This is a genomic window from Kribbella sp. VKM Ac-2566, assembly GCF_004366005.1.
In the GTDB taxonomy this organism is placed as follows: Bacteria; Actinomycetota; Actinomycetes; order Propionibacteriales; family Kribbellaceae; genus Kribbella; species Kribbella pratensis.
The window spans coordinates 183,894-205,587 of the sequence record NZ_SODT01000009.1 but is presented as its reverse complement, the minus strand read 5'-3'; the positions used below and the strand labels follow the sequence as shown (position 1 = coordinate 205,587).

Here is a 21,694-nt window from a genome sequence, read left to right as displayed (position 1 = left end):
CTAGGTAGTGATTCTTCATCGGGGGCCTCGGAGCTTCCGTTCCAGCGGGTGCTCGACGAACTTGTAGAGCAGCCACGAGGCGAAGATCGAGATGACCAGGACACCGGCGTACCAGGTCAGGTTGGACCAGCCGATCGGGCCGGCGACACCGTGGTACTCCTTGATCGCGTACAGGATCGTGGCGTGCACCAGGTAGAAGGCGTACGACCACTGGCCCAGCGCCACCATCGGCTTGCTGCGCAGCACGGACCGGCCGCCGCGGGTGTCGCGGGCGGCGACCGCGAGGATCAGGAAGCCGTACAGGAAGGTGAGGACCTCCTTCTGGCACAGGCCCATCGTCACCGCGCCGGGGACCTCGGTCGGGTGCGAGCCGGAGTACCAGAGCAGGTACAGCCCGCCGCCGGTGACCAGGAACGCGAACCACACCGGGATCCGCGGCTTCCAGCCGGACCGCAGCGAGATCGCCAGGCCGACACCGAACAGGAACGCCACCGAGTGCAGCACCGGCTGCGGTAGCACCGGTACGTCGGCCTTGTAGTGGAACAGCGCCAGGCGGTACGCCCCGCCGAGCACGAGCACCGAGACGCACAGGATCAGGCCGCCGGCCGTCTTCAGCCGCTGCGTAGCCCGCCAGACGAACGGGAAGTACGCGTAGAAGAACGCCTCGACCGACAGCGTCCAGCCCGCCGGGTTACCGCCGTACAGGATGGTCGCGTTGTTCGACCAGCCCTGCACCAGGAACGCCGACGCCAGCAGCACGCCGTACGAGACCGGCTTGATCCACGACATCCCGGCCGGCGGCTCGAACCGGTAGAAGACGAAGATCGCCGCGATCAGCGTGAGGAAGTACAGCGGGAAGATCCGCGCGAACCGGCGCCGGTAGAACGTCCGGATCTTCGTCCCCGGCTGCGCCGACCAGGTCAGCACGAAACCGGACAGCACGAAGAAGAACGTGACGCCGGAGGTGCCGTACTTCAGGAAGTCGTAGACCGGCAGCGGCGCCAGGTTCGTCATGTGGTGGCAGAACACGAAGAAGGCCGCCCACCAGCGCAAACCGGTGAGCGACTCGACTCGTGGCAACCTCCCGCCGGGACGCGGTGGGACCGCGTCGGCAGGGGTCGTACTGATTGGCGCGCCGGGAGGTTGGGTCGCGACAGCGGCCGACCCCGGGGCTTCCTGGGTCGGCGTCGTCTGGTTCTCTTCGGCGGCCTTCGTCATGTAGTTACTCCGCGAGAGTGGAAACGACACGCTCTGCAGCGTGGCCGTCGCCGTACGGCATCGGGCGGTCCCCCGTGGGCGTCGGCCGGGCAGCCAACTCGGGAAGCTTACTCACGTCGGATGTCAACACGTTCCATCCGTCCTCCAGCGTCTCGACCCACTCGGTCTCGGTGCGCAGCGTGGTGCACACCCGGCCGAGCAGGAAGGCCTCCTTCTGGAGACCGCCGGAGTCGGTCACGACGCCGGCCGAACCGAGGACGGCCGCGACCATCTCCGGGTACGCCAGCGGCTCCCGGACGTGCAGCGAACCGTCCGGACGCTCCAGCTTGATGCCGTGCTCCGCGCACTTCGCGACGAGCCGCGGGTGGGCCAGCAGCAGGACCGGCGTACCGGCCGCGCCGAGACCGTCGACGATCGCGGCCAGCCGTTCCGGGTCGTCGGTGTTCTCGGCCCGGTGGATGGTCGAGACGACGTACTCACCGCGCTTGAACGGCAGGTCGAGGTCGTTGTCCTTGACCGCGTCGCGGACCCGGAAGCACACGTCGGTCATCACGTCGCCGACCAGCCGCGACCTGTCCTTCAGGCCCTCGTTCGCCAGGTGGTCCATCGCCACCTGGGTCGGGGCCAGCAGCAGGTCCGCCGCGTGGTCGGTGAGTACCCGGTTGTGCTCCTCCGGCATCAGCCGGTTGAACGAACGCAGCCCGGCCTCGAGGTGCGCCACCGGCAGGTGCATCTTCACCGCGGACAGCGTGCCGGCGAGCGTCGAGTTCGTGTCGCCGTACACCAGCACCCAGTCCGGCTTGTGCTCGTCCAGTACGGCGTCCATCGCGGCCAGCATCGCGCCGGTCTGGACACCGTGGCTGCCGGACCCGACGCCCAGGTGGACGTCCGGGGCCGGGATCCGCAGGTCGGCGAAGAACACGTCGGACATGTTCTTGTCGTAGTGCTGCCCGGTGTGCACGATCACGTGCTGGTGATCGGTCGCGGCAAAAGCCTCCGCGACCGGCGCCAGCTTCACGAACTGCGGGCGCGCCCCGACAACGCTCAGAACCTTCATGGCTACTGGGACTCCCCGGCGACCTTGACAGTTCGGTCCTCGGCAGCCGACTGCAGAACGGCTTCCGCGACCTTCACGGTCTGCAGGCCCTGCTGCAGCGTGACGATGTCCGCCTCCTTGCCGAGCACCGCGTCACGGAACGCCTCGTGCTCGGTGCGCAGCGGCTCCGGCTTGCTGATCGCGTAGCGGATCATGTCGCCCTCGCTGACACCGCGGAAGTGCGCGACGTCGTCCCACGCGGTGGCGACCGTGCCGTTGGAGTGGAAGGTCAGGTCGGCCAGCAGGGTGTCGGCGATGAACGCGCCCTTCTCGCCCGTGACGACGGTGAGCCGCTCCTTCATCGGGGACAGCCAGTTGACCAGGTGGCTGGTGACGGTGCCGTCGGCCAGCTTGCCGGTCACCGCGATCAGGTCCTCGAACTGCCGGCCCGACTTGTGCGCGCTCTGCGCGGACACCGAGACGAACGGCGACTGGGTCACCCAGGCCGTCAGGTCGATGTCGTGGGTGGCCAGGTCGAGCACCACGCCGACGTCGGCGATCCGGGACGGGAACGGGCCCTGACGGCGGGTGGTGATCTGGTAGATGTCGCCCAGCTCGCCGGCCTCCAGCCGCACCCGCAGCGCCTGCAGCGCCGGGTTGTACCGCTCGATGTGGCCGACCGCGCCGACCAGACCGGCCGCCTCGAACGCCTTCGCGATCTCGGTCGCCTCGGCCGAGGAGCCGGCCAGCGGCTTCTCGATCATCGCGTGCACGCCGGCCTCGGCCAGCGCCTTCGCGATCTCGGCGTGGTACTGCGTCGGCACCGCGACCATGCAGTAGTCGAGCTTCTCGCCGATCAACTGCTCGATGTTCTCGTGCACCGGACGACCGCCGGCGACACCGAACTTGTCACCACCCGGGTCGGCGACCGCGACCAGGTCGACGCCCTCGAGGGACGCCAGGACCCGGGCGTGGTGCCGGCCCATCATGCCCAGGCCGATCAGGCCCGCACGCAGGTTCGCCATCTCACGCACCCGCCTTCGCCACGGTGTTCACCGCGGCCACGATCCGGTTCAGGTCTTCCTCGGACAGCGAGGGGTGGACCGGCAGCGAGAGCACCTCGGCCGCGGCCTTCTCGGTCTCCGGCAGGTCCAGCTCACGCTGGAACGACGGGAGCCGGTGGTTCGGGATCGGGTAGTACACGCCGCAGCCGACGCCGTACTCGGTCCGCAGCGCGTTCGCGAAGCCGTCACGGTCCTCCGTCACGCGGATCGTGTACTGGTGGTACACGTGGGTCGCCTCGGCGGCGACCGCCGGAACGGCGACACCCTGCAGGTTCGCGTCCAGGAAGGCCGCGTTCTCCTGCCGCTGCTTGGTCCAGCCGCCGACCTTGGTCAGCTGCACGCGGCCGATGGCGGCGTGCAGGTCGGTCATCCGGTTGTTCAGGCCGACGACCTCGTTCTCGTACTGCTTGAGCATGCCCTGGTTGCGGAACAGCCGCATCCGGCGCTCGAGGTCGGCGTTCGCGACCGAGTTCATGCCGCCCTCACCGGACGTCATGTTCTTGGTCGGGTAGAGGCTGAACATCGCGAACTCACCGAACGTACCGACCGGGGCGCCGTTCCAGGTGGCGCCGTGGGCCTGCGCGGCGTCCTCGTAGATCTGGATGCCGTGCTTGTCGGCGATCGCCTGCAGCGCGGTGATGTTGGCCGGGTGACCGAACAGGTGCACCGGCATGACGGCCTTGGTCTTCTCGGTGATCGCGGCCTCGACCGCGGCCGGGTCCAGGCAGAAGTACGTCGGCTCGATGTCGACGAACACCGGGGTGGCACCGGTCAGCGCGACGCTGTTCGCGGTCGCGGCGAAGGTGAAGGACGGGACGATGACCTCGTCACCCGGTCCGACGCCCGCGGCCAGCAGGCCGAGGTGGAGACCCGACGTGCCCGAGTTCGTCGCGACGCACGCCCGGCCGGAGACCAGCGCTGCGCCGAACTCCTGCTCGAACGCCGCCACCTCAGGACCCTGGGCGAGCATGCCGGACTGCATGACACGGTCGACAGCCTCGCGCTCCTCCTTCCCGATGATCGGCTTCGCGGCCGGAATCGGCTGCACCATCAGTTCTCCTCCATTGCTTCACCGGCCGGCCGCAGCCGTCCGTCGGTTTCGATGTACATCTCGCCCGTGTTCGGGCACTTCCACTCGCCGTCCCCGACGGAGAGCAGCGGAACCCCGGCCTTGCCGACCCACTTGAGCCGGCGCGCCGGGACCCCGGCGACCAGCGCGAAGTCTGGCACGTCCTTGGTCACCACCGCACCCGCGGCGACGGTCGCCCAGCGGCCGATGGTGACCGGGGCCACGCACACGCTGCGCGCACCGAGCGAGCAGCCTTCCTTCATCGTCACCCCGACCGGTTCCCAGTCGTGCCCGCTCTTCGGCGTACCGTCCGGGTTCACCGCGCGCGGGAAGTAGTCGTTGGTGAGCACCACCGCCGGGCCGATGAACACGCCGTCCTCGAGGGAGGCGGGCTCGTACACCAGCGCGTAGTTCTGGATCTTGCAGTTGTCGCCCATCCGGACCCCGGTCCCGACGTAGGCACCGCGGCCGACGATGCAGTTCTTGCCGAGGACCGCGTTCTCGCGGATCTGGGCCAGGTGCCAGACCGACGACCCGTCGCCGATCTGGGCGCTGTCGTCGACGTCGGCGGATGGCGCGATGCGGGACGTCACAGGGTCTCCTTCGAAATGAGCCAGCTTCTCAGTACTTCGGCCGAGCGGCGTCCGTCGTGCAGCTCCGCCACGAAACCGGGGCCGGCGGCCGCCCGCTCGGCGGCGGCGTCACGATCCGCGATCAGGCCCGCGACGACATCACCCAGGGTGTCGGGATCCGCCTCCACGATCGGCACCTCTCGCCCGGCCAGACTACGCACCTGGTGGCGCACCGCGTCACCGACGTACGAAACCACGATCCGCCCGGCAGCGAGCGCTTCGGCGGCTGCCACGCCGTACAGACCGATCCGGAGTTGGTCGACAACGATGTCGGCATCGCCGATGACGCTTGCCATCTGCTCGTGCGGTACGCCGGTGATCCGCCGGTACTCGACCACGCCGCGCTCGTGCAGCCCGGTCAGCACCGCGTCGATCTCCTCGGTGCCCTTGAGTTTCGCGTTCGACGGGACGTGCGCGACGACAGGCTTCTCGCCGGAGAACAGCGGCCGCGCGGCCTGCTGCCACGGCACCGGGTCGATCGCGACCGGCAGCCACTGGGCGTTCGGTACGTCGTCCAGCAGGTCGACCGTGGACACGAAAACCGGGAGCTGCAGCGACTCGACCAGCTCGGCGTGCCGGCGGGCCTGCGGCTCGAGGCGGTCGGTCAGCTCGTCACCAGGGGTGAACGGCGACCAGCGCTCGCGCTTCGCGTGCCGGCTGGGCAGGCGGATGTCGGAGCCGTGGAAGAGCAGACTCACGTTGATGCCCTTCGCGAGCATCGTCTCGATGTCGGCGGAGGCGTCCGAGAAGCCGCGGGCGCCGAAGATCGGGCGCAGCGACTCGACCATCACATGCGTGTAGTTCTCGACGACGTACTGCTGCTGGGCGCGCTGCCAGCGCGGCTGGCCGAACCACGCCAGCGGTACGCCGTAGTCGTCGGCGAACTGGAACTGGCCCTTGCGGTGCAAGGAGAACGCGACGGCGTCGACGTCGGGCAGGGTCTTGGCGGCCTGTGCCCAGGCATGCCCCTGACCGGCGGAGTTGGTCGGTCCGACCAGCATCCGCACCGGCGTCGTCGCTGCCGGCGGGAACGCCGGCAGCTGCGCGTACGAGTACCGCAAGCCCCGCAGGCGCCGCCGGACCGCTCCTGCGGTCCGGGCCAACGGCGCAGGCAGGTGCTCGCGGATCGTCATCGTCGCTGTGTCACCCATTACGTAGAAGGGGCCTTCATCATGTCGAGTTCCCGGCGGGCCGCCGGCAGACCGAGCACGACCGGCGTGCTGGCCTTCCGCTGACCGAGGTTCCAGCCGGCCCAGATGGCGCCGGCGTCGAGCGCGATCACGACGTCGGCCTGGTCGATGGTCTCCAGTACGTCGCGACGGCTGAGCACCCGCTCCCAGTACGTCTTGCCGAGATCGCTGGTCGCCCGCTGGCCGCGCAGGAACTTCACCGGCGCCGAGGTCTTGATTGCCTTGGGCAACATCCGGCCGGCCACCTTCTTCGCCTTCCGGGCGCGCCACTCGACCGCCTTCACGACCCGCTTGGCCCCCGTCGGACGCGGCTTCGCAGCGGCAGGCGGAGGAGGCGGAGTGGAGGCAGCGGCCGCAACCTGTGCCGCCGCCGGGGCAACCTTCGCCTCGTCCTCGACGACGGTCTCCGGATCGGCGACGGCCTCCGGCGCGATGACCGCGTCCGGTGCCTCGTCCGTCGGCTCCGTGGCCGGGTCCGGCTCGGGCTCCACGACCGGCGCGGCCGGCATGCGGCCCGGGCCGATCAGCGTGAAGCTGTTGACCTTGTCGGCCACCCAGGCGGACGGCGCCACCCAACCGACGACGTCGATGGTGATGTTCTGGTCGCCGAGATCCTCACGGACCTGGTCGAAGTACGTCGGCGGCAGCTTGCGCGTCGACAGCAGTACGACGTTGCTCATGCCGCGACCCCCTTGACGCTCGCGGCCAGCGACTCGATCCGCGGATCCAGCTGCAGGTCCCGCCGGTACGACGCACCGAACTCGCGCGCCTTCGCCCGGATCCCCTCGTCCGCAGTGCGGGCCGCGTGCGCCGCCTCGATCAGCGCCGCCGCGATCGCCTCGGGCGTCACGTCCGCGACCGGGAACCACAACGGATGCCCGCGCAGTACGTCGGACGCCGCGTTCTCCGGGTCGTGCACCGACACGATCGGCAACCCGGTGGCGAGGTACTCGAACACCTTGCCGCTCGTCACGTACCGGCCCTTGCCCAGCATCAGCAGCTGCGCGTCGAACTCGTCGTACGCCTTGGCGATCTCCGCCTTGCCGACCGGGCCCTCGTAGCTGACCCCGTCCTCGGTGGCGGCGTTGATCGTCGCGAGCATGTCCGCCCGCGGCTGCGCGTAGTACCCGAGGTAGCCGTAGATCTTCGCCTTCGCGCCGGCGAGCTCCTCGGACTGCTCCTTGGCGAGCTGCCAGCCCTTGACGAAGTCCGCGAGCGGCACCTTCGGCGACACCGTCCCGACGTACCCGAAGACCAGCGGCCGGTCGGTGACCGCGCCCCGGTCCTGCGTGTCCGGCACCAGGTCGGGGTCGAAGCCGTTGGCGACGGTGTGCATCTTGCTCGCCTGGGCCGGGTAGAGCTTCTCGTGCCAGTCCTTGATCGGGTCGTTCACGAACCAGACCTCGCGAGCGGACTCGACGAGCTTCTTCTCCCACTTGGCGGCGCGGCTGTTCGGCTCGTGCAGCCGGTCACCGGTGAACACGTCCAGCAGCCACGCGTCGCGGTAGTCCATGACGTACGGCACCTGGAACTTCTTGTGCAGGTGGTACGCCGCGGTGAACGCGACGTGCGGGTTGGCGGTCGCGACCGTCAGGTCGACCTTGTTCGCCTGGTGGATGCGCTCGGCGGCCTTCTCGATCACCGAACGCCACGGCCCGTAGCCGCTCTCCGGGAACGGGATCTGGTCCTGCTTCGTGCGCCACTTGGCCCAGAGCTTCGGGTTCGACGCCCGGCGCTTGGACCAGCGGCGCAGGTCGGCTTCGAGAATCGGCCACTCGAACGGAACCCGGACGACCTCGACGGACGGGTCGACCCGCTCCTCGAGGGTCAGGTCCGCGCCGGTGAACCGGAAGAACGTGTCGCGGTCGGCCGTCAGCACGGTCACCTTCCAGCCGAGCGCGGCGAACCGGTTGGCCGTGGCCAGGGCCCGGTAGACACCGCCGCCACGGCAGGGCGGGAAGCCCCAGGCGACGTACAACAGGTGTGGGCGGTCGGTCATGCAGTTCCTCTTAAAAGATTGAGAATCGCGTCGGCCAGATCGTCGTACGGCGTGTTCGCGGGCAGATGGTCCGCCGCCCACTGCAGCGCGTGGTCGCGCAGCTTCTCCAGCTCACCGGGGTCCGCGGACCAGCGCCGCAGGATCTCGGACGCCTCCGCCACCGAGTCCACCAGGACTCCGCCACCGGACTCCTCGATCACCTTCGTCTGCCGGGGCAGGCGGGTGGAGAGCACGGGAAGACCGCTGGCGAGGTACTCGTAGATCTTGGACGGCATCGCTTCCACGAACGCCGGGGTCGGCTGCAGCATGGCCAGGCTCGCCCAAGCTCCCTTGGTGAGCTGCCACGCGTCCGCCGGTGGCTGGCGCCCGTGCAGCCGGACCCGACCGCTCAGGTCGGGCCGGGCGACCCGGGCCTCCAGCTCGTCCCGGTCCGACGGTGCGACCGGGCCGATCAGGTCGAGAGACCAGTCCGGCGCCGCGGCGACGGTCTCGACCATGTCGAACAGGCCACGGCTCCTGCGCAGGTCCCCGACGTACACGGCACGCGGTGCGCCGGTCGGCGGAGACGGGGCCAGGAAGCCGCGGTTGGGAAGGTTCTGCACCACGATGCGGTGCTTCGCCTGGTGCGGTGCGAGGTGCGAGTCGGCGACCACGGTGAGGTCGGCGCCCGCGGCCAGCTTCGACCCGGCGCGCACGATCAGCCGGGCCGGCAGACCCGCCGGACCCTGCGCCCACGCGCGATCGGCGAGCAGCCGCTCGTAGTCCTCGTGCACATCGACCACGAACTTGCGTCGCCGCAGCGTGGTGACGAGCCGCGTGACCGGGATCATGTCCGGGTCGACCGTCATGACCACCTTGGCGTTGGTCCGCCACGGCAGCACGGCGGTGCGAGCCAGCCGCTGCACCAGGTTGCCGCGCGGACCGGCGTGCACCACCGCACCCGCCGGCCCACCGTCGGCGTCGCCGAGGCCCCACAGCTCGACCGACAGATCACGGTGCTGCAGGGCAGCGGTGATCTTGTGCAGGCGCGCATCGGCGACGTCGTGGCCGGTCGTGATGATCCCCACGTCCGGCGCGGTGCTGCGTGACATTGGTCAGAGGTCCTCGAGTGAGACAGCTTCTGCTTCGCCGACCTGCAGGAACTTCGTGTAGGCCTGGATGACCTCGTTCGGCTCGCCACGCATCATCAGCTTGCCCTTGTGCAACCAGATGCAGTCGTTGCACAGCTCGCGGACGCTGCTCATCGCGTGGCTGACCAGGAACATCGTCCGGCTGTTGGTGACCAGCTCCGACATCTTGGCCGCGGCCTTGGTCTTGAACGACGCGTCACCGGCGGACAATGCCTCGTCGATCAGCAGGATGTCCGGGTCCATGTGCACCGCGACGGAGAACGCCAGCCGGCTGAACATACCGGAGGAGTACGTCCGCATCGGCATCTCCATGAAGTCACCGAGCTCGGCGAACTCCGCGATCTCCTCGTACCGGGCCTCGATCTCCTTGCGGCTCAGACCCGCCGCGAGTCCACCGAGGACCACGTTCTCCTTGCCGGACAGGGCTGCGTTGAAGCCGACGCCCAGTGACAGCAGGGTGGAGACCCGGCCGTGCACCTCGATCCGGCCCGTGGTCGGCGGCAGGATGCCGGCGACCGCGCGCATCAGCGTCGACTTGCCGGCGCCGTTCGCGCCGATGATGCCGATCGTGGTCCCGTGGTTGACGTCGAACGAGACGTTCTGGACGGCCTTGACCTCGCGGACCGCCCGCTCGCCGCGACCGAAACGCACCAGGGCGCTCTTGAAGGTCGGCACCCGCTCGAACGTGGTCCGGTAGGTGATGGACACGTCCTGCACCTTGACGGCCGGAATGTCCGAAGGGCTCTTCTGCATCGGCTTCTTCTCAGTGTCAGAGACGGACAACGAACTCACGCTCCCTCGACATGAAGAACAGCGAGCCGATCACGAAGGCGACCACCGCCCAGAACCCACCGCCGGCCCACATCTGCCACTTCGGGATGTCGCCACGCACCAGCAGGTCCGCCCAGCCGCCGATCAGCGGGTAGAGCGGGTTGTACTGGATGAAGCCCTTGAACTTGGCCGGAGCCTGCTCGGCGAACCACAGCACCGGCGACAGGTACAGCCAGATCCGCACGAAGTACGGCAGGAAGCTGGTCGTGTCGCGGAAGTACACCTGCAGGGCGGCGAAGATCATGCCCATGCCGGCGGCGAACACCGTCAGCATGATCAGGAACGCCGGGGCCAGCAGCATCGCCCAGTGCAGGGGCTGCCGCATCGCCAGGTGGATGACCAGATAGACGACCAAGGTCGGCAGGAAGCGGAAGAACGCGGTCCGCACCGCCGACAGCGGCAGCAACATCCGCGGGAACGACTGGTTCATCAGCAGCTTGCCGCCGCCGACGACGCTGGCCGCGCCCGCTGTCATCGCACCGGAGAAGTAGTAAAAGGCGAAGAGGCCGCCGCACATGTGCGCGAACCGCTCGCCGGCGTCGATCTTGGAACTCCCACCGGCGATGATGTCGACCAGTAGGTAGTAGACCGCTGCCAGCAGCAGTGGGTTCAGCACCAGCCACACCTGGCCGAAGAAGGTGTTCGTGTTCGCGGCCCGGATGTTGGTCCGGGACATCTCCGCTGCGAACTCCCGCCGCTGCCACAGCGCCTTGAAGTACGGGCGCAGTGCCGGCAGACCGACCTTGTGTGGTTCGTACACGTGCACCGACGGGTTGAACTCCTCGTCGACGCTAGTCGCGTTCATTCAGGCGATGCCTCTCTCTGCCGGAAAGTTGGATCCACGATGGCCGATCACCTGGGTTTCGGCGGTAGCCGCCCGGGGTACGGCGACGTGCCACGCAGACCGGGAAGCAGAGTAGCGGATCGGCACGGACGCCGACGACACAGCGGTCCTCCTTAGTGAGCAACGACGTACGGACGGCTACCAAACGTCGTACCCCGCTGCATCCACAACACCTGCGTCGTCCTTCGCCGATCGTTATCCGGAATATACATTTGACAGCCTGGGACGACCAAAACGCCTTCCAGCCAAGTCAAATCGCGGTCAATTCACGATGTACGACGCTACTGCGCCGTGCGAAGTTGACGTGACGTGTCACACCGGCCGCGTGACCAGAGAGGTCAGCGGGCACGGGTGGTGTGGGCGGGACCCCAGGAAGTGCGTCCTGGCCGGGGCGTGCCGGGCGGCGGACGTGACACGCAACATCACATCCGCGCTCCCCATGGACAGCCTCACCATCCACGGAGCACCCTTCAGCACCCCCTGGGGTTCCACCGTCGATCCGGGAGCACGTCCGCACTGGGCGGTGGCGGACAGCCGCGCCGGATCGGGCAGCACGATGACCAGGGCGGCGGTCATCGCGCCTCGCGTCCGTCCCCAGAGGTGCTGCGTTCGCCGGCAGGTGCGCGCAGCAGGTGTGGGGACGGACCGGAGACCGCAGGAGGACAAACGCCCGCCGGGATCCCTGCGAGGACCCGCGGACGCTGGGGACGGCGGCACCGGTACGGTCGGCGGCACAGGGCGGAACCGGTCGCATCGGGCACTCCTCCTCATCGGCCTCACGATTGGAGATGCCACATTTTGTACACCCTCCGGCACAGCCAGTGATGGCACGGAAGTGCGAGGGCACCGATGCGCCGGGATCGAGACCCAACCGAAACAGGCTCCGCTGACGAGACAGCCAACTCAGGCCAGAATTGGAACAGCAGCCCGGCGGCGCTCAGGTGGTCCGTCGCCGGGCTGCTGGACCTCAATTCTCGCTCACGACTGCGCGGAAATGGTGGCCAGATGGTGACACGGCACAATAATGCTGACAGGACAACAAATCTCGCTGCGTGCATTTGGGTCGACACGTTCAGTGCCGACGGCTCTGGATTGCCCCGCCTAGGCTGGAGGGGCGGTAGCGGACGGTGACAGCAGTCGGAAGGGAGGGGAGCGTTGTGAGCACAACGGACACGGAGCGTGTCGGCCATTTGAAGGTGCTCGGGCTCAACGACGACGAGATCAAGGTCTACCAGCACCTGCTGCGGACCGGTCCGTCGTCGATCACCGAACTGGGCGAGGCGGTCCCCGACCGGGAGCGCTCGATCGACGCCACCCTTGGGGGCCTGGTGCAGGCCGGCTTGGCGCGGCGATCCGGGTCGGACCACTCGCGCTACCTGCCGGTGCCGCCGGACGCGGGCCTGGAGGCGATGACGCTGCGCCGCGAGTCCGAGCTGAAGCAGGCCCGGATCGAGGTCCTGAACGCGTACGACGAGTTCCGCCGGACCGTGCACAACGAGTCGACCACGCACCTGATCGAGGTCGTCACCGGGAGCGCGATCGTCGAGCGGATCCACCAGATCAAGAGCGGCGTACAGCGCGAGATCCTGGCCATCGACTCCCCGCCGTACTACATCGGCGGACCGAACCAGGAGGAGATCGACCAGCTCCGCCGCGGCGTGTCCTACCGGGTCGTGTACTCGCCGGAGTCGGTCGAGGTGCCCGGGTACCTGACCGAGAACATCCTCCCCTGTGTGGAGGCCGGTGAGCAGGCGCGGGTGTTACCCGACGTACCGGCGAAGCTGACGATCATCGACGGCGCGATCGCGTTCGTGTCGATGTCCGCGCGCGACACCGACGTGAACCGGTCGCTGCTGATCATCCGGCCGAGCAGTCTGCTGTCCGCGCTGATCGGGATGTTCGAGCTGTGCTGGCGCAACGCGCTGCCGCTGCACGCGTCGGTGGGCGCCGAGGACGACCGCCTGGAGCCGATCGAGCGCCGCCTGCTGGCCCTGCTGGCGACCGGCGCCGCGGACGACACCATTGCCCGCACGCTCGGCATCAGCCGCCGGACCTTCTTCCGCTACCTGGAACGCCTGATGAACCGCACAGGCGCCAGCACCCGCTTCCAACTAGCCCTCCACGCCGCCCGAGAAAACTGGCTGTAGCGCACGCAGCCCCCCGCCACGGCCCTCGCACCCCGCGTAGGGCATTTGGCTCGTGTTCAGGCCTTGGCCCTCTCACCCCACCCCCGTGTAGGGCATCGGGCTTGTGTTCAGGCCTAGGCGGGGGTGAACTCCTTGGCGACGACCTCGGCGATCTGGGCGGTGTTCAGCGCAGCGCCCTTGCGGAGGTTGTCGCCGCAGACGAACAGCTCCAGCGCGTTCGGATCGTCGAGCGACTTCCGGATCCGCCCCACCCACGTCGGGTCGGTGCCGACCACGTCAGCCGGCGTCGGGAACTCCCCCTCGGCCGGGTTGTCGAAGAGCAGCACGCCGGGAGCATCCCGCAGTACCTCACGAGCGCCGTCGGCGTCGACCTCCTGGACGAACCGCGCGTGCACCGACAGCGAGTGCGTGGTGACGACCGGGACCCGCACACAGGTCGCGGACACCTTGAGGTCCGGCAGCCCGAGGATCTTGCGGGACTCGTTGCGGACCTTCAGCTCCTCCGACGACCAACCGTCGTCCTTGAGCGAGCCGGCCCACGGTACGACGTTCAGCGCCAACGGAGCCGGGAACGGCCCGAGATCGTTGCCGACCAACCGCCGTACATCACCAGGCGTGCTGCCCAGCTCGCGGTTCCCGGCCACCTTGGTCAACTGGTCGTACAGCGTGTCGATCCCGGCCTGCCCGGCACCCGACGCGGCCTGGTACGACGCCACCACCAGCTGCTCGAGCTCGTAGCGGTGGTGCAGCGCGCCCATCGCGACGATCATCGACAGCGTCGTGCAGTTCGGGTTGGAGATGATGCCCTTCGGCCGGTTCCGGGCCGCCTCGGCGTTCACCTCCGGGACCACCAGCGGCACGTCCGGGTCCATCCGGAACGCACCGGAGTTGTCCACCACGACGGCGCCCTTGGCGGCCGCGATCGGCGCCCAGTGCGCCGACACCTCGTCCGGTACGTCGAACATCGCCACGTCGATGCCGTCGAAGGCGGCGTCGCTGATCGCGACCACCTCGACCTCCTCGCCGCGGACCTTGAGCCGCTTGCCCGCGGAGCGCTCGGAGGCGATCAGCCGGATCTCTCCCCAGACGTTCTGCCTGGTCGAGAGCAAGGTCAGCATCACCGACCCGACGGCGCCGGTCGCACCGACCACCGCCAGGGAGGGCAGACCCGCCCGGTCCTCGATCGTGTTCTCCACAGCGCTCACAGGGGTCACCGTCCCGTTCCTCCGTACACGACAGCCTGGGTGTGCTCGTCGTCCAGGTCGAATGCGGTGTGCGCCGCGGTCACGGCGGCGTCCACCAGGTTCTCGTCCACGACCACCGAGATCCGGATCTCCGAGGTGGAGATCATCTCGATGTTCACGCCGGCGTCGGCGAGCGCGGAGAAGAACTTCGCGGAAACGCCCGGGTGCGAGCGCATTCCGACTCCGACGACGGAGACCTTTCCGATCTGGTCGTCGTACAGCAACTGCTCGTAGCCGACCTCGTCCTTCATCCGCGCCAGCGCGGACATCGCCCGGGCGCCGTCGGCGCGGGGCAGCGTGAACGAGATGTCGGTGCGGTTCGTGGCGACCGCCGACACGTTCTGCACGATCATGTCGATGTTGGTGTCGGCACCGGCGACCGTCTCGAAGATCCGGGCCGCCTCACCCGGCTTGTCGGGCACGCCGACCACGGTGATCTTGGCTTCGCCGCGGTCCTGCACGACGCCGGAGATGATCGCCTGTTCCATCTGATCCAGTTCCTTCGCATCGACGACCCAGGTGCCTTCCTTCTGCGAGAAGGAGGAACGCACGTGGACGGGGACGTTGTAACGCCGCGCGTACTCGACGCAGCGCAGGTGCAGCACCTTGGCGCCGCAGGCAGCCATCTCGAGCATCTCCTCGTAGGAGATCTTCGGGATCTGCTGGGCGGCCGGCACGATCCGCGGGTCCGCGGTGAAGATGCCGTCCACGTCGGTGTAGATCTCGCAGTAGTCGGCCTCCAGCGCGGCGGCGAGCGCGACCGCGGTGGTGTCGGAGGCGCCGCGGCCCATCGTGGTGATGTCCTTGGTGTCCTGGGCGACGCCCTGGAAACCGGCCACGATCGCGATGTGGCCCTCGCCCAGCGCGTCCTCGATCCGGCCCGGTGTGATGTCGATGATGCGCGCGTTGCCGTGCGCGGCGGTCGTGATCACGCCGGCCTGCGAACCGGTGAAACTCCGGGCCTCGTACCCCAGGTTGGCGATCGCCATCGCCAGCAGCGCGGCGGAGATCCGCTCACCGGAGGTGAGCAGCATGTCCAGCTCGCGCGGCGGGGGCAGCGGAGAGACCTGCTGGGCCAGGTCCATCAGTTCGTCGGTGGTGTCGCCCATGGCGGAGATGACCACCACGACGTCGTTCCCGGCCTTCTTTGTCGCGACGATCCGTTGGGCCACGCGCTTGATGCAATCGGCGTCGGCGACCGAAGAACCGCCGTACTTGTGTACGACGCGTCCCACAGTGTTTCTCCTCAAACCACTGGTTGCGGTACGCCGTGCGGCGTTGCACCAGGCGTAGTCTCATCGGTCATTCTAGCCGTGACCTGACCGTTGCCTACCGGCTGACCAGCAACCGGTCAGCCGCACTTGTCCATATAAGTCATCGCTGAAATACTGTACCGGTGCACGCGTTCGACATTCTCGGCGACCCGGTCCGGCGCCGGATCCTGGAGCTGCTCGCCGACGGCGAGCTGCCGGCCGGCAGTATCGCCGGCACGATCGGCGCGGAGTTCGGCATCAGCCAGCCGGCCGTGTCCCAGCACCTGCGGGTGCTGCGCGACAACGGGTTCGCAACCGTGACCGTCGACGGCACCCGGCGGCTGTACGCCGTCGATCCCGAGCCGCTGCGGGAGATCGACAGCTGGCTGGACCGGTACCGCAAGTTCTGGACGAACCGGCTCGACGCCCTGGAGACCGAACTGCACCGCGGCCGCCGGACATAACCTTCGGGGCATTACCTGCATCTCAGTTGGTATGCGGAACATCGTGGCCAGGTTGTGCATGTCCGAGGACGGCATCGTCGAGCGGCCGGAGCAATGGCTGGCGCGGCCGGCGATCGAGCAACTGCTGCCCGAGAGCGGGACCGTGCTGTGGGGCCGGCGCACGTTCGAGCGGTACGCCGGTTCGCTCGAAGGACTCGAGCACACCCGGAACCTCGTGGTCGGATCCCGTCCCGTGGTCGCGCGCCCGGGCACCGAGATACTGCAGGGCGATACCCGCCGGGTGCTGTCCGCCCTCAAGGCCGTGCCCGGTGACGACCTGCGCGTGATCGGCAGCCTGACGCTGGTCCGGGCGCTGCTGCGGTGGCGCCTGCTCGACGAGATCTCCCTGCTCATCCACCCGGTCGCGGCGGGTCGCGGCATGCTTCTGGACCGGCGGCACCTGCAACTGATCTCGATGTGCGCCCGCGACGGCGGCGTACTGGAGGCGGACTACCGCGTGCGCTACGCCGCGACCGCGGCGCCGTCGACGGCACTGGTGTCGACCGGCCGGTGGGGCGGAACGCGGAGCAGGGACAGGGTCGCGAGTACGGTGAGGCCCGCCGTCAGGACCCACGCGTAGCGAACGCCGAACGCCTCGACCACCGCGCCGGCGACGGCGGAGCCGATGGCCGATCCAACCATTCCACCGCTCTGCGTCCACCCGAAGATTTCGGTGTGAGCGGACGCCGGGGTGAGCGCGCCGACGCGTTCGTAGAGCGCCGCGACCGTCGGAGCGATCATGCAGCCCGCGGCGAACATCCCGATCGCCAGCGCGACCACGGACGACGTCACGAAGATGCAGGCGGCGACCAGTCCGGCGAACAGCAGCATCCGCCGCCACACGGCCGACGTACGTCCGCCGGGCAGGGCGCCGTTGATCACACCGCCGGTCACGCTGCCGACCGCTGCGACCGTCTCGAGGATGCCCGCGATCAGCCGGTTCCCGTGCTCGTCCGCGACGGCGACCATGCCGAGTGACATCGACGCGAACCCCATCACGAGGCACGCCCAGGCGAACAGGATCGGCGTACGGTGCGGATGGAACACCAGCTGCCGGGCAGTGGGACGCGGACCGGCGCCCTCGTTGTGCGGTACGCCGGGCTGCTGGTTCAGACCGAACCACCAGATCGCTGCCGCCGCCGTGACCGCACAGGCCAGCAGACCGGCTCGCGGACTCGCGAAACTGACCATGACCGCGCCGAGCATCGGACCGAAGACGAACAGCAGCTCCTGTGCCGTGGCGTCCAGTGAGTAGACCGCACGGAGGCGGGAGCCGTGCACGATCCGCGGCCAGTTGGCGCGCAGTGCGGACGTGACGGGCGCGACGAACACACCGGCCAGCGCAGCCGCGATCGGGAACAGCCGGTACCAGCTGTACGGCAGCAGGGCGAGCACTGCCATCCAGACGCCCCAGGCCAGCCCGGTGCCGATCACGACCTTGCGGGCACCCTTACGGTCCGCCATCCGGGACCAGACGACGCTCGCAACCGCCGTACCGACCGAATAGGCGCCTGCGACCACACCGGCCCAGCCGAAGTTGCCGGCCGCGTCCTTGGCCAGGAACGCCAGCGGGACCATCGTCGCCAGCACCGGCAACCGCGCGATCAAGGCCGAGGCGAGCAGCGCCATCACGCCTTGGGTCTTCCACAGATCGCGGTACGCCGTCAGGTCCATAAGGCTCATTCTTTCCTGACATCGATGTCCGCCGCGTCGGGAATTCTCCCTATCTCACTTGTCGGCGGTCTATGCGAACATATGTTCGTGCCCGAACCGCAGGCAGCGACCATCCTGCATGCCGACCTCGACGCGTTCTACGCATCGGTCGAGCAGCGCGATGACCCACGCCTGCGCGGCCGGCCGGTGATCGTGGGCGCCGGTGTCGTGCTCGCGTGCAGCTACGAGGCCAAGGCGTTCGGGGTGCGGACGGCGATGAACGGCGGGCAGTCGTTGCGCAGGTGCCCGGGCGCGATCGTGGTCGAGCCGCGGATGTCGGCATACTCCGAGGCCAGCAAGGCGGTGTTCAAGGTCTTCGAGGACACCACTCCACTGGTCGAGGGGCTCTCGATCGACGAGGCGTTCCTGGATGTGGGCGGCCTGCGGAAGATCCGCGGTACGCCGCTGGAGATCGCGCGACGTCTCCGTGCGGAGGTGCTGTCGCGGGTCGGGCTGCCGATCACGGTCGGGATTGCGCGGACGAAGTTCCTGGCGAAGGTGGCGAGCGGCGTCGCGAAGCCGGACGGACTGCTCGAGGTCGCGCCGGACCGCGAGCTGGAGTTCCTGCACCCGTTGGATGTTTCGCGGTTGTGGGGCGTCGGCGAGGTGACGGCGGAGAAGCTGCGAAGTCGCGGGCTGACCAAGGTGGGCGATGTCGCGATGCTGCCCGAGGCGGCGCTGGTCGCGATGCTCGGCCGAGCCTCCGGGCGGCATCTGCACGCCCTCGCGCACAACCGGGACCCGCGTCCGATCGAGGTGGGGCGACGGCGCCGGTCGATCGGATCGCAACGGGCACTGGGCCGTTCACCGAAGTCGCCGGCCACGCTGGACGCCGTACTCGCAGGTCTCGTCGATCGCGTCAGTCGGCGGATGCGCTCCGCGGGTCGCTCGGGGCGGACGGTGACGCTGCGGCTGCGCTTCGACGACTTCACCCGGGCCACCCGGTCCCACACGTTGCCGCAGGCAACAGATCAGACGCGCGCGATCCTGGTCACCGCCCGCGCGCTGCTCCGCGCGGCCCATCCGCTGATCACCGCCCAGGGCCTCACCATGATCGGCATCTCCGTCGGCAACCTGGAGAACGAGGCCGCGCTCCAGCTGGCGCTCCCCTTCGACAAGGCCGCCAACAACGAGCTCGACTCCGCGCTCGACCAGGTCAAGGACAAGTTCGGCACCAATGCGATCACCCGAGGCATCCTCCTCGGCAAGTCCCAGGGCCTGGAGATGCCGATGCTGCCGGACTAACTACGCGGGTAGCCGATCTCGGCGATGGCGTCTTTGAGATCGGCCAAGCGGCGCTGGCGGTTGAGCGACGTGACGACGTACTCCGTCAGCGGCATCAGCGCATAGACGTGCCGGACGGCCTCGAGGTCCAGCGATTGCTCGTAGTAGTCCTCGGCGAAGGTCAGGTACGCCTCCGGACGACCGTCGGCCACCAGTTCGAACAGCCAGTCCGCCCCGTCGTTGCCTTCCACCGGACCGCAGCGCCAGGCGGTGTCGTCCGTCGTACGCCAGAAGCACACCGTCGCCCGCGGCGCTTCGTCCCAGAACGCCTTGTCGTCCCGCTGCTCGTGGAACACCTCAGGTACGCCGTCCAGCAGCCCGGGCCAGGGCTTCATCTCGTTGACGTACGGCGACATCGGCGACTCGTGATCGAACCCGTACGCGAACGTCCCATCCGGCGAGAACACGATCGAGTACTCGTTCCCCGACCCGTCCCGCATCAGGGCAGCTTCCTCGGTCCCGGACCAGCGCGCGTCGAATTCGTAGTACCTGGTCGATGCATCGTCGTTCAGCACCAGATCGAGTACGGCGAGCGCCCGACTCACCCGCCGTACGACGGCCGGCTCGGGCAACCGCCGTACGAGTTCGAGAACAGACATCGCGTCAGCGGCGCTGCACGACCTCTTCGGCGACCTCGACGAGCTCACGGTCGGTCGCCTCGGTCTCCGCGTCGTGCGCCGGCTCCAGCCGGTCGTGCGCGATCAGCGACTGGATGGCCCGCAGTACGGCGCTCGCAGCGGCACCCCACGTGGACACGTACGAGAACTGCCACCACCACAGCGCCTCGACGACCCGGCCGTCCTCGTAGTGCGCGAGGCCGTGCACCAGGTCGGTCGCGATCGCGGTCAGGTCGTCGGAGAGCCGGTTGACGGTGATCTCCGGCGGAGCGGCGTACGGATCGAAGACCTCCGCATACTCGTCCAGGCCCTCGAACAGCGCTGCGAGCCGGTCCCGCATCGCATCCAGGTCCGGGTCCGGGCCGGCGTCGCTCTCGAAGCGCTCCTCCGGCACGAAGTCCTCGAACGCGCCGAGCCGGCCGCCGGCGAGCAGCAACTGGCTCACCTCGAGCAGCAGGTACGGCAGCGAGGCGAGGCCCTCGTCGACCCCGTCCTCGTCCGGCTGCGCGGCGATGTCGCGGACCGAGATCAGGAAGCTCCGGACCTGGTCCGCGATCTGCTCCGCGAACTCCTCGAGATCCTCGGAGTCCGTGCTCAGTGCCCGCTCTGCAATATCTGTTGGTTCAGTCATCGATCGATCGTCGCCCTTCAAACGCCCGTCCGAGGGTCACCTCGTCGGCGTACTCGAGGTCACCGCCTACTGGAAGTCCACTAGCCAATCGGGTGACGCGCAACCCCATGGGCCGCAGCAGACGGCTCAAGTACGTTGCGGTCGCCTCACCTTCGAGGTTGGGATCGGTGGCCAGGATGATCTCGGTCACCTCACCGCTCGCCAGCCGCTGCATGAGCTCCTTGATCCGCAACTCGTCCGGCCCGATGCCCTCGATCGGCGAGATCGCCCCGCCGAGCACGTGGTACCGGCCTCGGAACTCGCGGGTGCGCTCGATGGCGACCACGTCCTTGGCCTCCTCGACCACGCAGATCAGGCTCAGGTCGCGGCGCGGGTCCCGGCAGATCCGGCACTGCGTCTCCTCGGAGACGTTGCCGCAGATCTCGCAGAACTTGACCCTCTCCTTCACCTGCACGAGCACATGGGCGAGCCGCCGTACGTCGGTCTCGTCGGCCGCCAGCAGATGGAACGCGATCCGCTGCGCGGACTTCGGACCCACACCAGGCAACCTCCCCAGCTCGTCGATGAGATCCTGAACGGCCCCCTCGTACACGTCAGCCCGGGTTCTGACCGGGCTCGCCGGCCGAGCTGCCCGGGTTCACGAACCCGACTCCACCGCGGTCGTCCGCGCCTGGGCGTGCCTGACCTTCGTTGGCCGAGCCCGGGTTGGCGGGGCCGCTCGGCCGGTTGGTCTGGGGGGCGTCGTTCCCGTCGGCGTCGTCGCCCGACTCGACCGCGGGCCGTGCACCGGGCAGGCCGAAGCCGGCCGGGGCGGACGAACCGCCGCCGGGCGCGCCGCCGAAGCCGGGGAAGCCGCCCTCACCGCCGAACGCGCCGCCCAGCCCACCGGCCAGCGGTCCCATCGCGGCGGCCGCGGCCTGCTTCGCGTTCTCCGAGGCGTCCCGCACCGCGGCGACGATCAGGTCGGCCAGCGTCTCGGTGTCGTCCGGGTCGACGGCCTCTTTCTTGATGTCCAGGCTGAGAAGCTCGCCAGTGCCGGACACCAGGGCGGTCACCAGACCGCCGCCGGCGGATCCTTCGATCTCCTGACCCTCCAGGTCGGCCTGCGCTTCCATCAACTGGTTCTGCATCGCCTGTGCCTGCGCGAGCAGGTTGGACATATCGAAGCCCCCAGCACCGCCACCGTCGAACACTGCGATCTCCTCGTCCGAACCGCTCAACAACCGGAGCCTCAACACTAGCCGGTCCGGCGGACAAGCCCACCCACCCCCAGAAACCGACCAGTCTCC

At 68.8% G+C, this 21,694-nt stretch carries 22 protein-coding genes; 4 read left to right on the top strand and 18 right to left on the bottom strand.

Annotated features, from left to right (window positions below; translation table 11 throughout):
- Positions 1-15 precede the first annotated feature (15 nt).
- Genes EV647_RS12565 through EV647_RS12515 form a run of 11 tightly spaced genes read right to left on the bottom strand, consistent with a single transcriptional unit; the run spans position 16 to position 10,974 of the window.
- Complete coding sequence (locus tag EV647_RS12565) at positions 16-1,218, bottom strand: acyltransferase (RefSeq protein WP_134002340.1); 1,203 nt, start codon at positions 1,216-1,218, stop codon at positions 16-18.
- Positions 1,219-1,222: 4 nt separating this feature from the next.
- Positions 1,223-2,275 carry a non-hydrolyzing UDP-N-acetylglucosamine 2-epimerase gene (wecB, locus tag EV647_RS12560; RefSeq protein ID WP_134002339.1) on the bottom strand — a complete coding sequence of 351 codons (1,053 nt, stop codon included), beginning with the start codon at positions 2,273-2,275 and terminating at the stop codon, positions 1,223-1,225.
- 2 nt (positions 2,276-2,277) lie between these two features.
- On the bottom strand, positions 2,278-3,279 hold the full coding sequence (locus EV647_RS12555; RefSeq protein WP_134002337.1) for a Gfo/Idh/MocA family protein: 1,002 nt from the start codon (positions 3,277-3,279) through the stop codon (positions 2,278-2,280).
- Position 3,280: 1 nt separating this feature from the next.
- A complete protein-coding gene (locus EV647_RS12550) occupies positions 3,281-4,372 on the bottom strand; it encodes a DegT/DnrJ/EryC1/StrS aminotransferase family protein (RefSeq protein WP_202876205.1) in 1,092 nt (363 codons plus the stop codon).
- Entirely contained in the window at positions 4,369-4,980 is a 612-nt protein-coding gene (locus EV647_RS12545) for an acyltransferase (RefSeq protein WP_133786571.1), read from the bottom strand. The genes EV647_RS12550 and EV647_RS12545 overlap by 4 nt, the downstream gene beginning before the upstream one ends.
- On the bottom strand, positions 4,977-6,170 hold the full coding sequence (locus EV647_RS12540; protein ID WP_134002333.1) for a hypothetical protein: 1,194 nt from the start codon (positions 6,168-6,170) through the stop codon (positions 4,977-4,979). The genes EV647_RS12545 and EV647_RS12540 overlap by 4 nt, the downstream gene beginning before the upstream one ends.
- Complete coding sequence (locus tag EV647_RS12535; RefSeq protein WP_134002331.1) at positions 6,170-6,889, bottom strand: hypothetical protein; 720 nt, start codon at positions 6,887-6,889, stop codon at positions 6,170-6,172. The genes EV647_RS12540 and EV647_RS12535 overlap by 1 nt, the downstream gene beginning before the upstream one ends.
- Positions 6,886-8,208: a glycosyltransferase gene (locus EV647_RS12530; protein ID WP_238177171.1), complete on the bottom strand. Its 1,323-nt coding sequence runs from the start codon at positions 8,206-8,208 to the stop codon at positions 6,886-6,888. Before EV647_RS12530 ends, EV647_RS12535 begins: the two co-directional genes overlap by 4 nt.
- Positions 8,205-9,299 carry a glycosyltransferase gene (locus tag EV647_RS12525; RefSeq protein WP_134002329.1) on the bottom strand — a complete coding sequence of 365 codons (1,095 nt, stop codon included), beginning with the start codon at positions 9,297-9,299 and terminating at the stop codon, positions 8,205-8,207. Before EV647_RS12525 ends, EV647_RS12530 begins: the two co-directional genes overlap by 4 nt.
- A 3-nt stretch (positions 9,300-9,302) precedes the next feature.
- Complete coding sequence (locus EV647_RS12520) at positions 9,303-10,091, bottom strand: ABC transporter ATP-binding protein (RefSeq protein ID WP_134002327.1); 789 nt, start codon at positions 10,089-10,091, stop codon at positions 9,303-9,305.
- 16 nt (positions 10,092-10,107) lie between these two features.
- Positions 10,108-10,974, bottom strand: a complete 867-nt coding sequence (locus EV647_RS12515) for an ABC transporter permease (RefSeq protein WP_133786576.1) — start codon at positions 10,972-10,974, stop codon at positions 10,108-10,110.
- Between the two features lie 1,196 nt (positions 10,975-12,170).
- On the opposite strand from EV647_RS12515, the gene EV647_RS12510 reads away from it, so the two are divergent.
- Positions 12,171-13,160: a helix-turn-helix domain-containing protein gene (locus EV647_RS12510; RefSeq protein WP_130386921.1), complete on the top strand. Its 990-nt coding sequence runs from the start codon at positions 12,171-12,173 to the stop codon at positions 13,158-13,160.
- A 113-nt stretch (positions 13,161-13,273) separates the two neighbouring features.
- Here EV647_RS12510 and EV647_RS12505 read toward each other — a convergent pair whose 3' ends face one another.
- Together EV647_RS12505 and EV647_RS12500 are read right to left on the bottom strand one after the other, a co-directional pair.
- Complete coding sequence (locus EV647_RS12505; RefSeq protein ID WP_202876150.1) at positions 13,274-14,374, bottom strand: aspartate-semialdehyde dehydrogenase; 1,101 nt, start codon at positions 14,372-14,374, stop codon at positions 13,274-13,276.
- Positions 14,371-15,639: an aspartate kinase gene (locus EV647_RS12500; RefSeq protein ID WP_131292797.1), complete on the bottom strand. Its 1,269-nt coding sequence runs from the start codon at positions 15,637-15,639 to the stop codon at positions 14,371-14,373. Before EV647_RS12500 ends, EV647_RS12505 begins: the two co-directional genes overlap by 4 nt.
- Positions 15,640-15,800: 161 nt before the next feature.
- Here EV647_RS12500 and EV647_RS12495 point away from each other — a divergent pair, with 161 nt between their 5' ends.
- Both EV647_RS12495 and EV647_RS12490 read left to right on the top strand, forming a co-directional pair.
- Positions 15,801-16,121, top strand: a complete 321-nt coding sequence (locus tag EV647_RS12495) for a helix-turn-helix transcriptional regulator (RefSeq protein ID WP_134002325.1) — start codon at positions 15,801-15,803, stop codon at positions 16,119-16,121.
- A 31-nt stretch (positions 16,122-16,152) separates the two neighbouring features.
- Complete coding sequence (locus tag EV647_RS12490) at positions 16,153-16,740, top strand: dihydrofolate reductase family protein (RefSeq protein WP_134002323.1); 588 nt, start codon at positions 16,153-16,155, stop codon at positions 16,738-16,740.
- Here the strand turns inward: EV647_RS12490 and EV647_RS12485 are convergent.
- The gene (locus tag EV647_RS12485) at positions 16,623-17,834 is read right to left on the bottom strand and encodes an MFS transporter (RefSeq protein WP_238177170.1); all 1,212 of its coding nucleotides are present in this window, start codon (positions 17,832-17,834) and stop codon (positions 16,623-16,625) included. The genes EV647_RS12490 and EV647_RS12485 overlap by 118 nt on opposite strands.
- Before the next feature lie 81 nt (positions 17,835-17,915).
- On the opposite strand from EV647_RS12485, the gene dinB reads away from it, so the two are divergent.
- The gene (gene dinB, locus EV647_RS12480; protein ID WP_134002319.1) at positions 17,916-19,118 is read left to right on the top strand and encodes a DNA polymerase IV; all 1,203 of its coding nucleotides are present in this window, start codon (positions 17,916-17,918) and stop codon (positions 19,116-19,118) included.
- On the opposite strand, the gene EV647_RS12475 is transcribed toward dinB, so the two are convergent.
- From EV647_RS12475 to EV647_RS42960, 4 genes are read right to left on the bottom strand one after another with little or no spacing between them, the layout of a single operon-like run.
- The gene (locus EV647_RS12475; RefSeq protein WP_134002317.1) at positions 19,115-19,756 is read right to left on the bottom strand and encodes a hypothetical protein; all 642 of its coding nucleotides are present in this window, start codon (positions 19,754-19,756) and stop codon (positions 19,115-19,117) included. The two genes, dinB and EV647_RS12475, sit on opposite strands and share 4 nt — an antisense overlap.
- Positions 19,757-19,760: 4 nt before the next feature.
- Positions 19,761-20,405: a DUF5063 domain-containing protein gene (locus tag EV647_RS12470; protein ID WP_133786583.1), complete on the bottom strand. Its 645-nt coding sequence runs from the start codon at positions 20,403-20,405 to the stop codon at positions 19,761-19,763.
- On the bottom strand, positions 20,398-20,997 hold the full coding sequence (recR, locus tag EV647_RS12465) for a recombination mediator RecR (RefSeq protein WP_130386913.1): 600 nt from the start codon (positions 20,995-20,997) through the stop codon (positions 20,398-20,400). The genes EV647_RS12470 and recR overlap by 8 nt, the downstream gene beginning before the upstream one ends.
- A gap of 1 nt (position 20,998) precedes the next feature.
- The gene (locus EV647_RS42960; protein WP_238175421.1) at positions 20,999-21,625 is read right to left on the bottom strand and encodes a YbaB/EbfC family nucleoid-associated protein; all 627 of its coding nucleotides are present in this window, start codon (positions 21,623-21,625) and stop codon (positions 20,999-21,001) included.
- Between the last annotated feature and the right edge of the window lie 69 nt (positions 21,626-21,694).

What these genes read in the sequence shown, in the direction of transcription:
- EV647_RS12565 (WP_134002340.1), bottom strand. Translation starts at nt 1,218, where the DNA reads ATGACGAAGGCCGCCGAAGAGAACCAGACGACGCCGACCCAGGAAGCC.
- wecB (WP_134002339.1), bottom strand. Translation starts at nt 2,275, where the DNA reads ATGAAGGTTCTGAGCGTTGTCGGGGCGCGCCCGCAGTTCGTGAAGCTG.
- EV647_RS12555 (WP_134002337.1), bottom strand. Translation starts at nt 3,279, where the DNA reads ATGGCGAACCTGCGTGCGGGCCTGATCGGCCTGGGCATGATGGGCCGG.
- EV647_RS12540 (WP_134002333.1), bottom strand. Translation starts at nt 6,170, where the DNA reads ATGGGTGACACAGCGACGATGACGATCCGCGAGCACCTGCCTGCGCCG.
- EV647_RS12535 (WP_134002331.1), bottom strand. Translation starts at nt 6,889, where the DNA reads ATGAGCAACGTCGTACTGCTGTCGACGCGCAAGCTGCCGCCGACGTAC.
- EV647_RS12530 (WP_238177171.1), bottom strand. Translation starts at nt 8,208, where the DNA reads ATGACCGACCGCCCACACCTGTTGTACGTCGCCTGGGGCTTCCCGCCC.
- EV647_RS12525 (WP_134002329.1), bottom strand. Translation starts at nt 9,299, where the DNA reads ATGTCACGCAGCACCGCGCCGGACGTGGGGATCATCACGACCGGCCAC.
- EV647_RS12520 (WP_134002327.1), bottom strand. Translation starts at nt 10,091, where the DNA reads ATGCAGAAGAGCCCTTCGGACATTCCGGCCGTCAAGGTGCAGGACGTG.
- EV647_RS12515 (WP_133786576.1), bottom strand. Translation starts at nt 10,974, where the DNA reads ATGAACGCGACTAGCGTCGACGAGGAGTTCAACCCGTCGGTGCACGTG.
- EV647_RS12490 (WP_134002323.1), top strand. Translation starts at nt 16,153, where the DNA reads ATGCGGAACATCGTGGCCAGGTTGTGCATGTCCGAGGACGGCATCGTC.
- EV647_RS12485 (WP_238177170.1), bottom strand. Translation starts at nt 17,834, where the DNA reads ATGGACCTGACGGCGTACCGCGATCTGTGGAAGACCCAAGGCGTGATG.
- dinB (WP_134002319.1), top strand. Translation starts at nt 17,916, where the DNA reads ATGTTCGTGCCCGAACCGCAGGCAGCGACCATCCTGCATGCCGACCTC.
- EV647_RS12475 (WP_134002317.1), bottom strand. Translation starts at nt 19,756, where the DNA reads ATGTCTGTTCTCGAACTCGTACGGCGGTTGCCCGAGCCGGCCGTCGTA.
- EV647_RS12470 (WP_133786583.1), bottom strand. Translation starts at nt 20,405, where the DNA reads ATGACTGAACCAACAGATATTGCAGAGCGGGCACTGAGCACGGACTCC.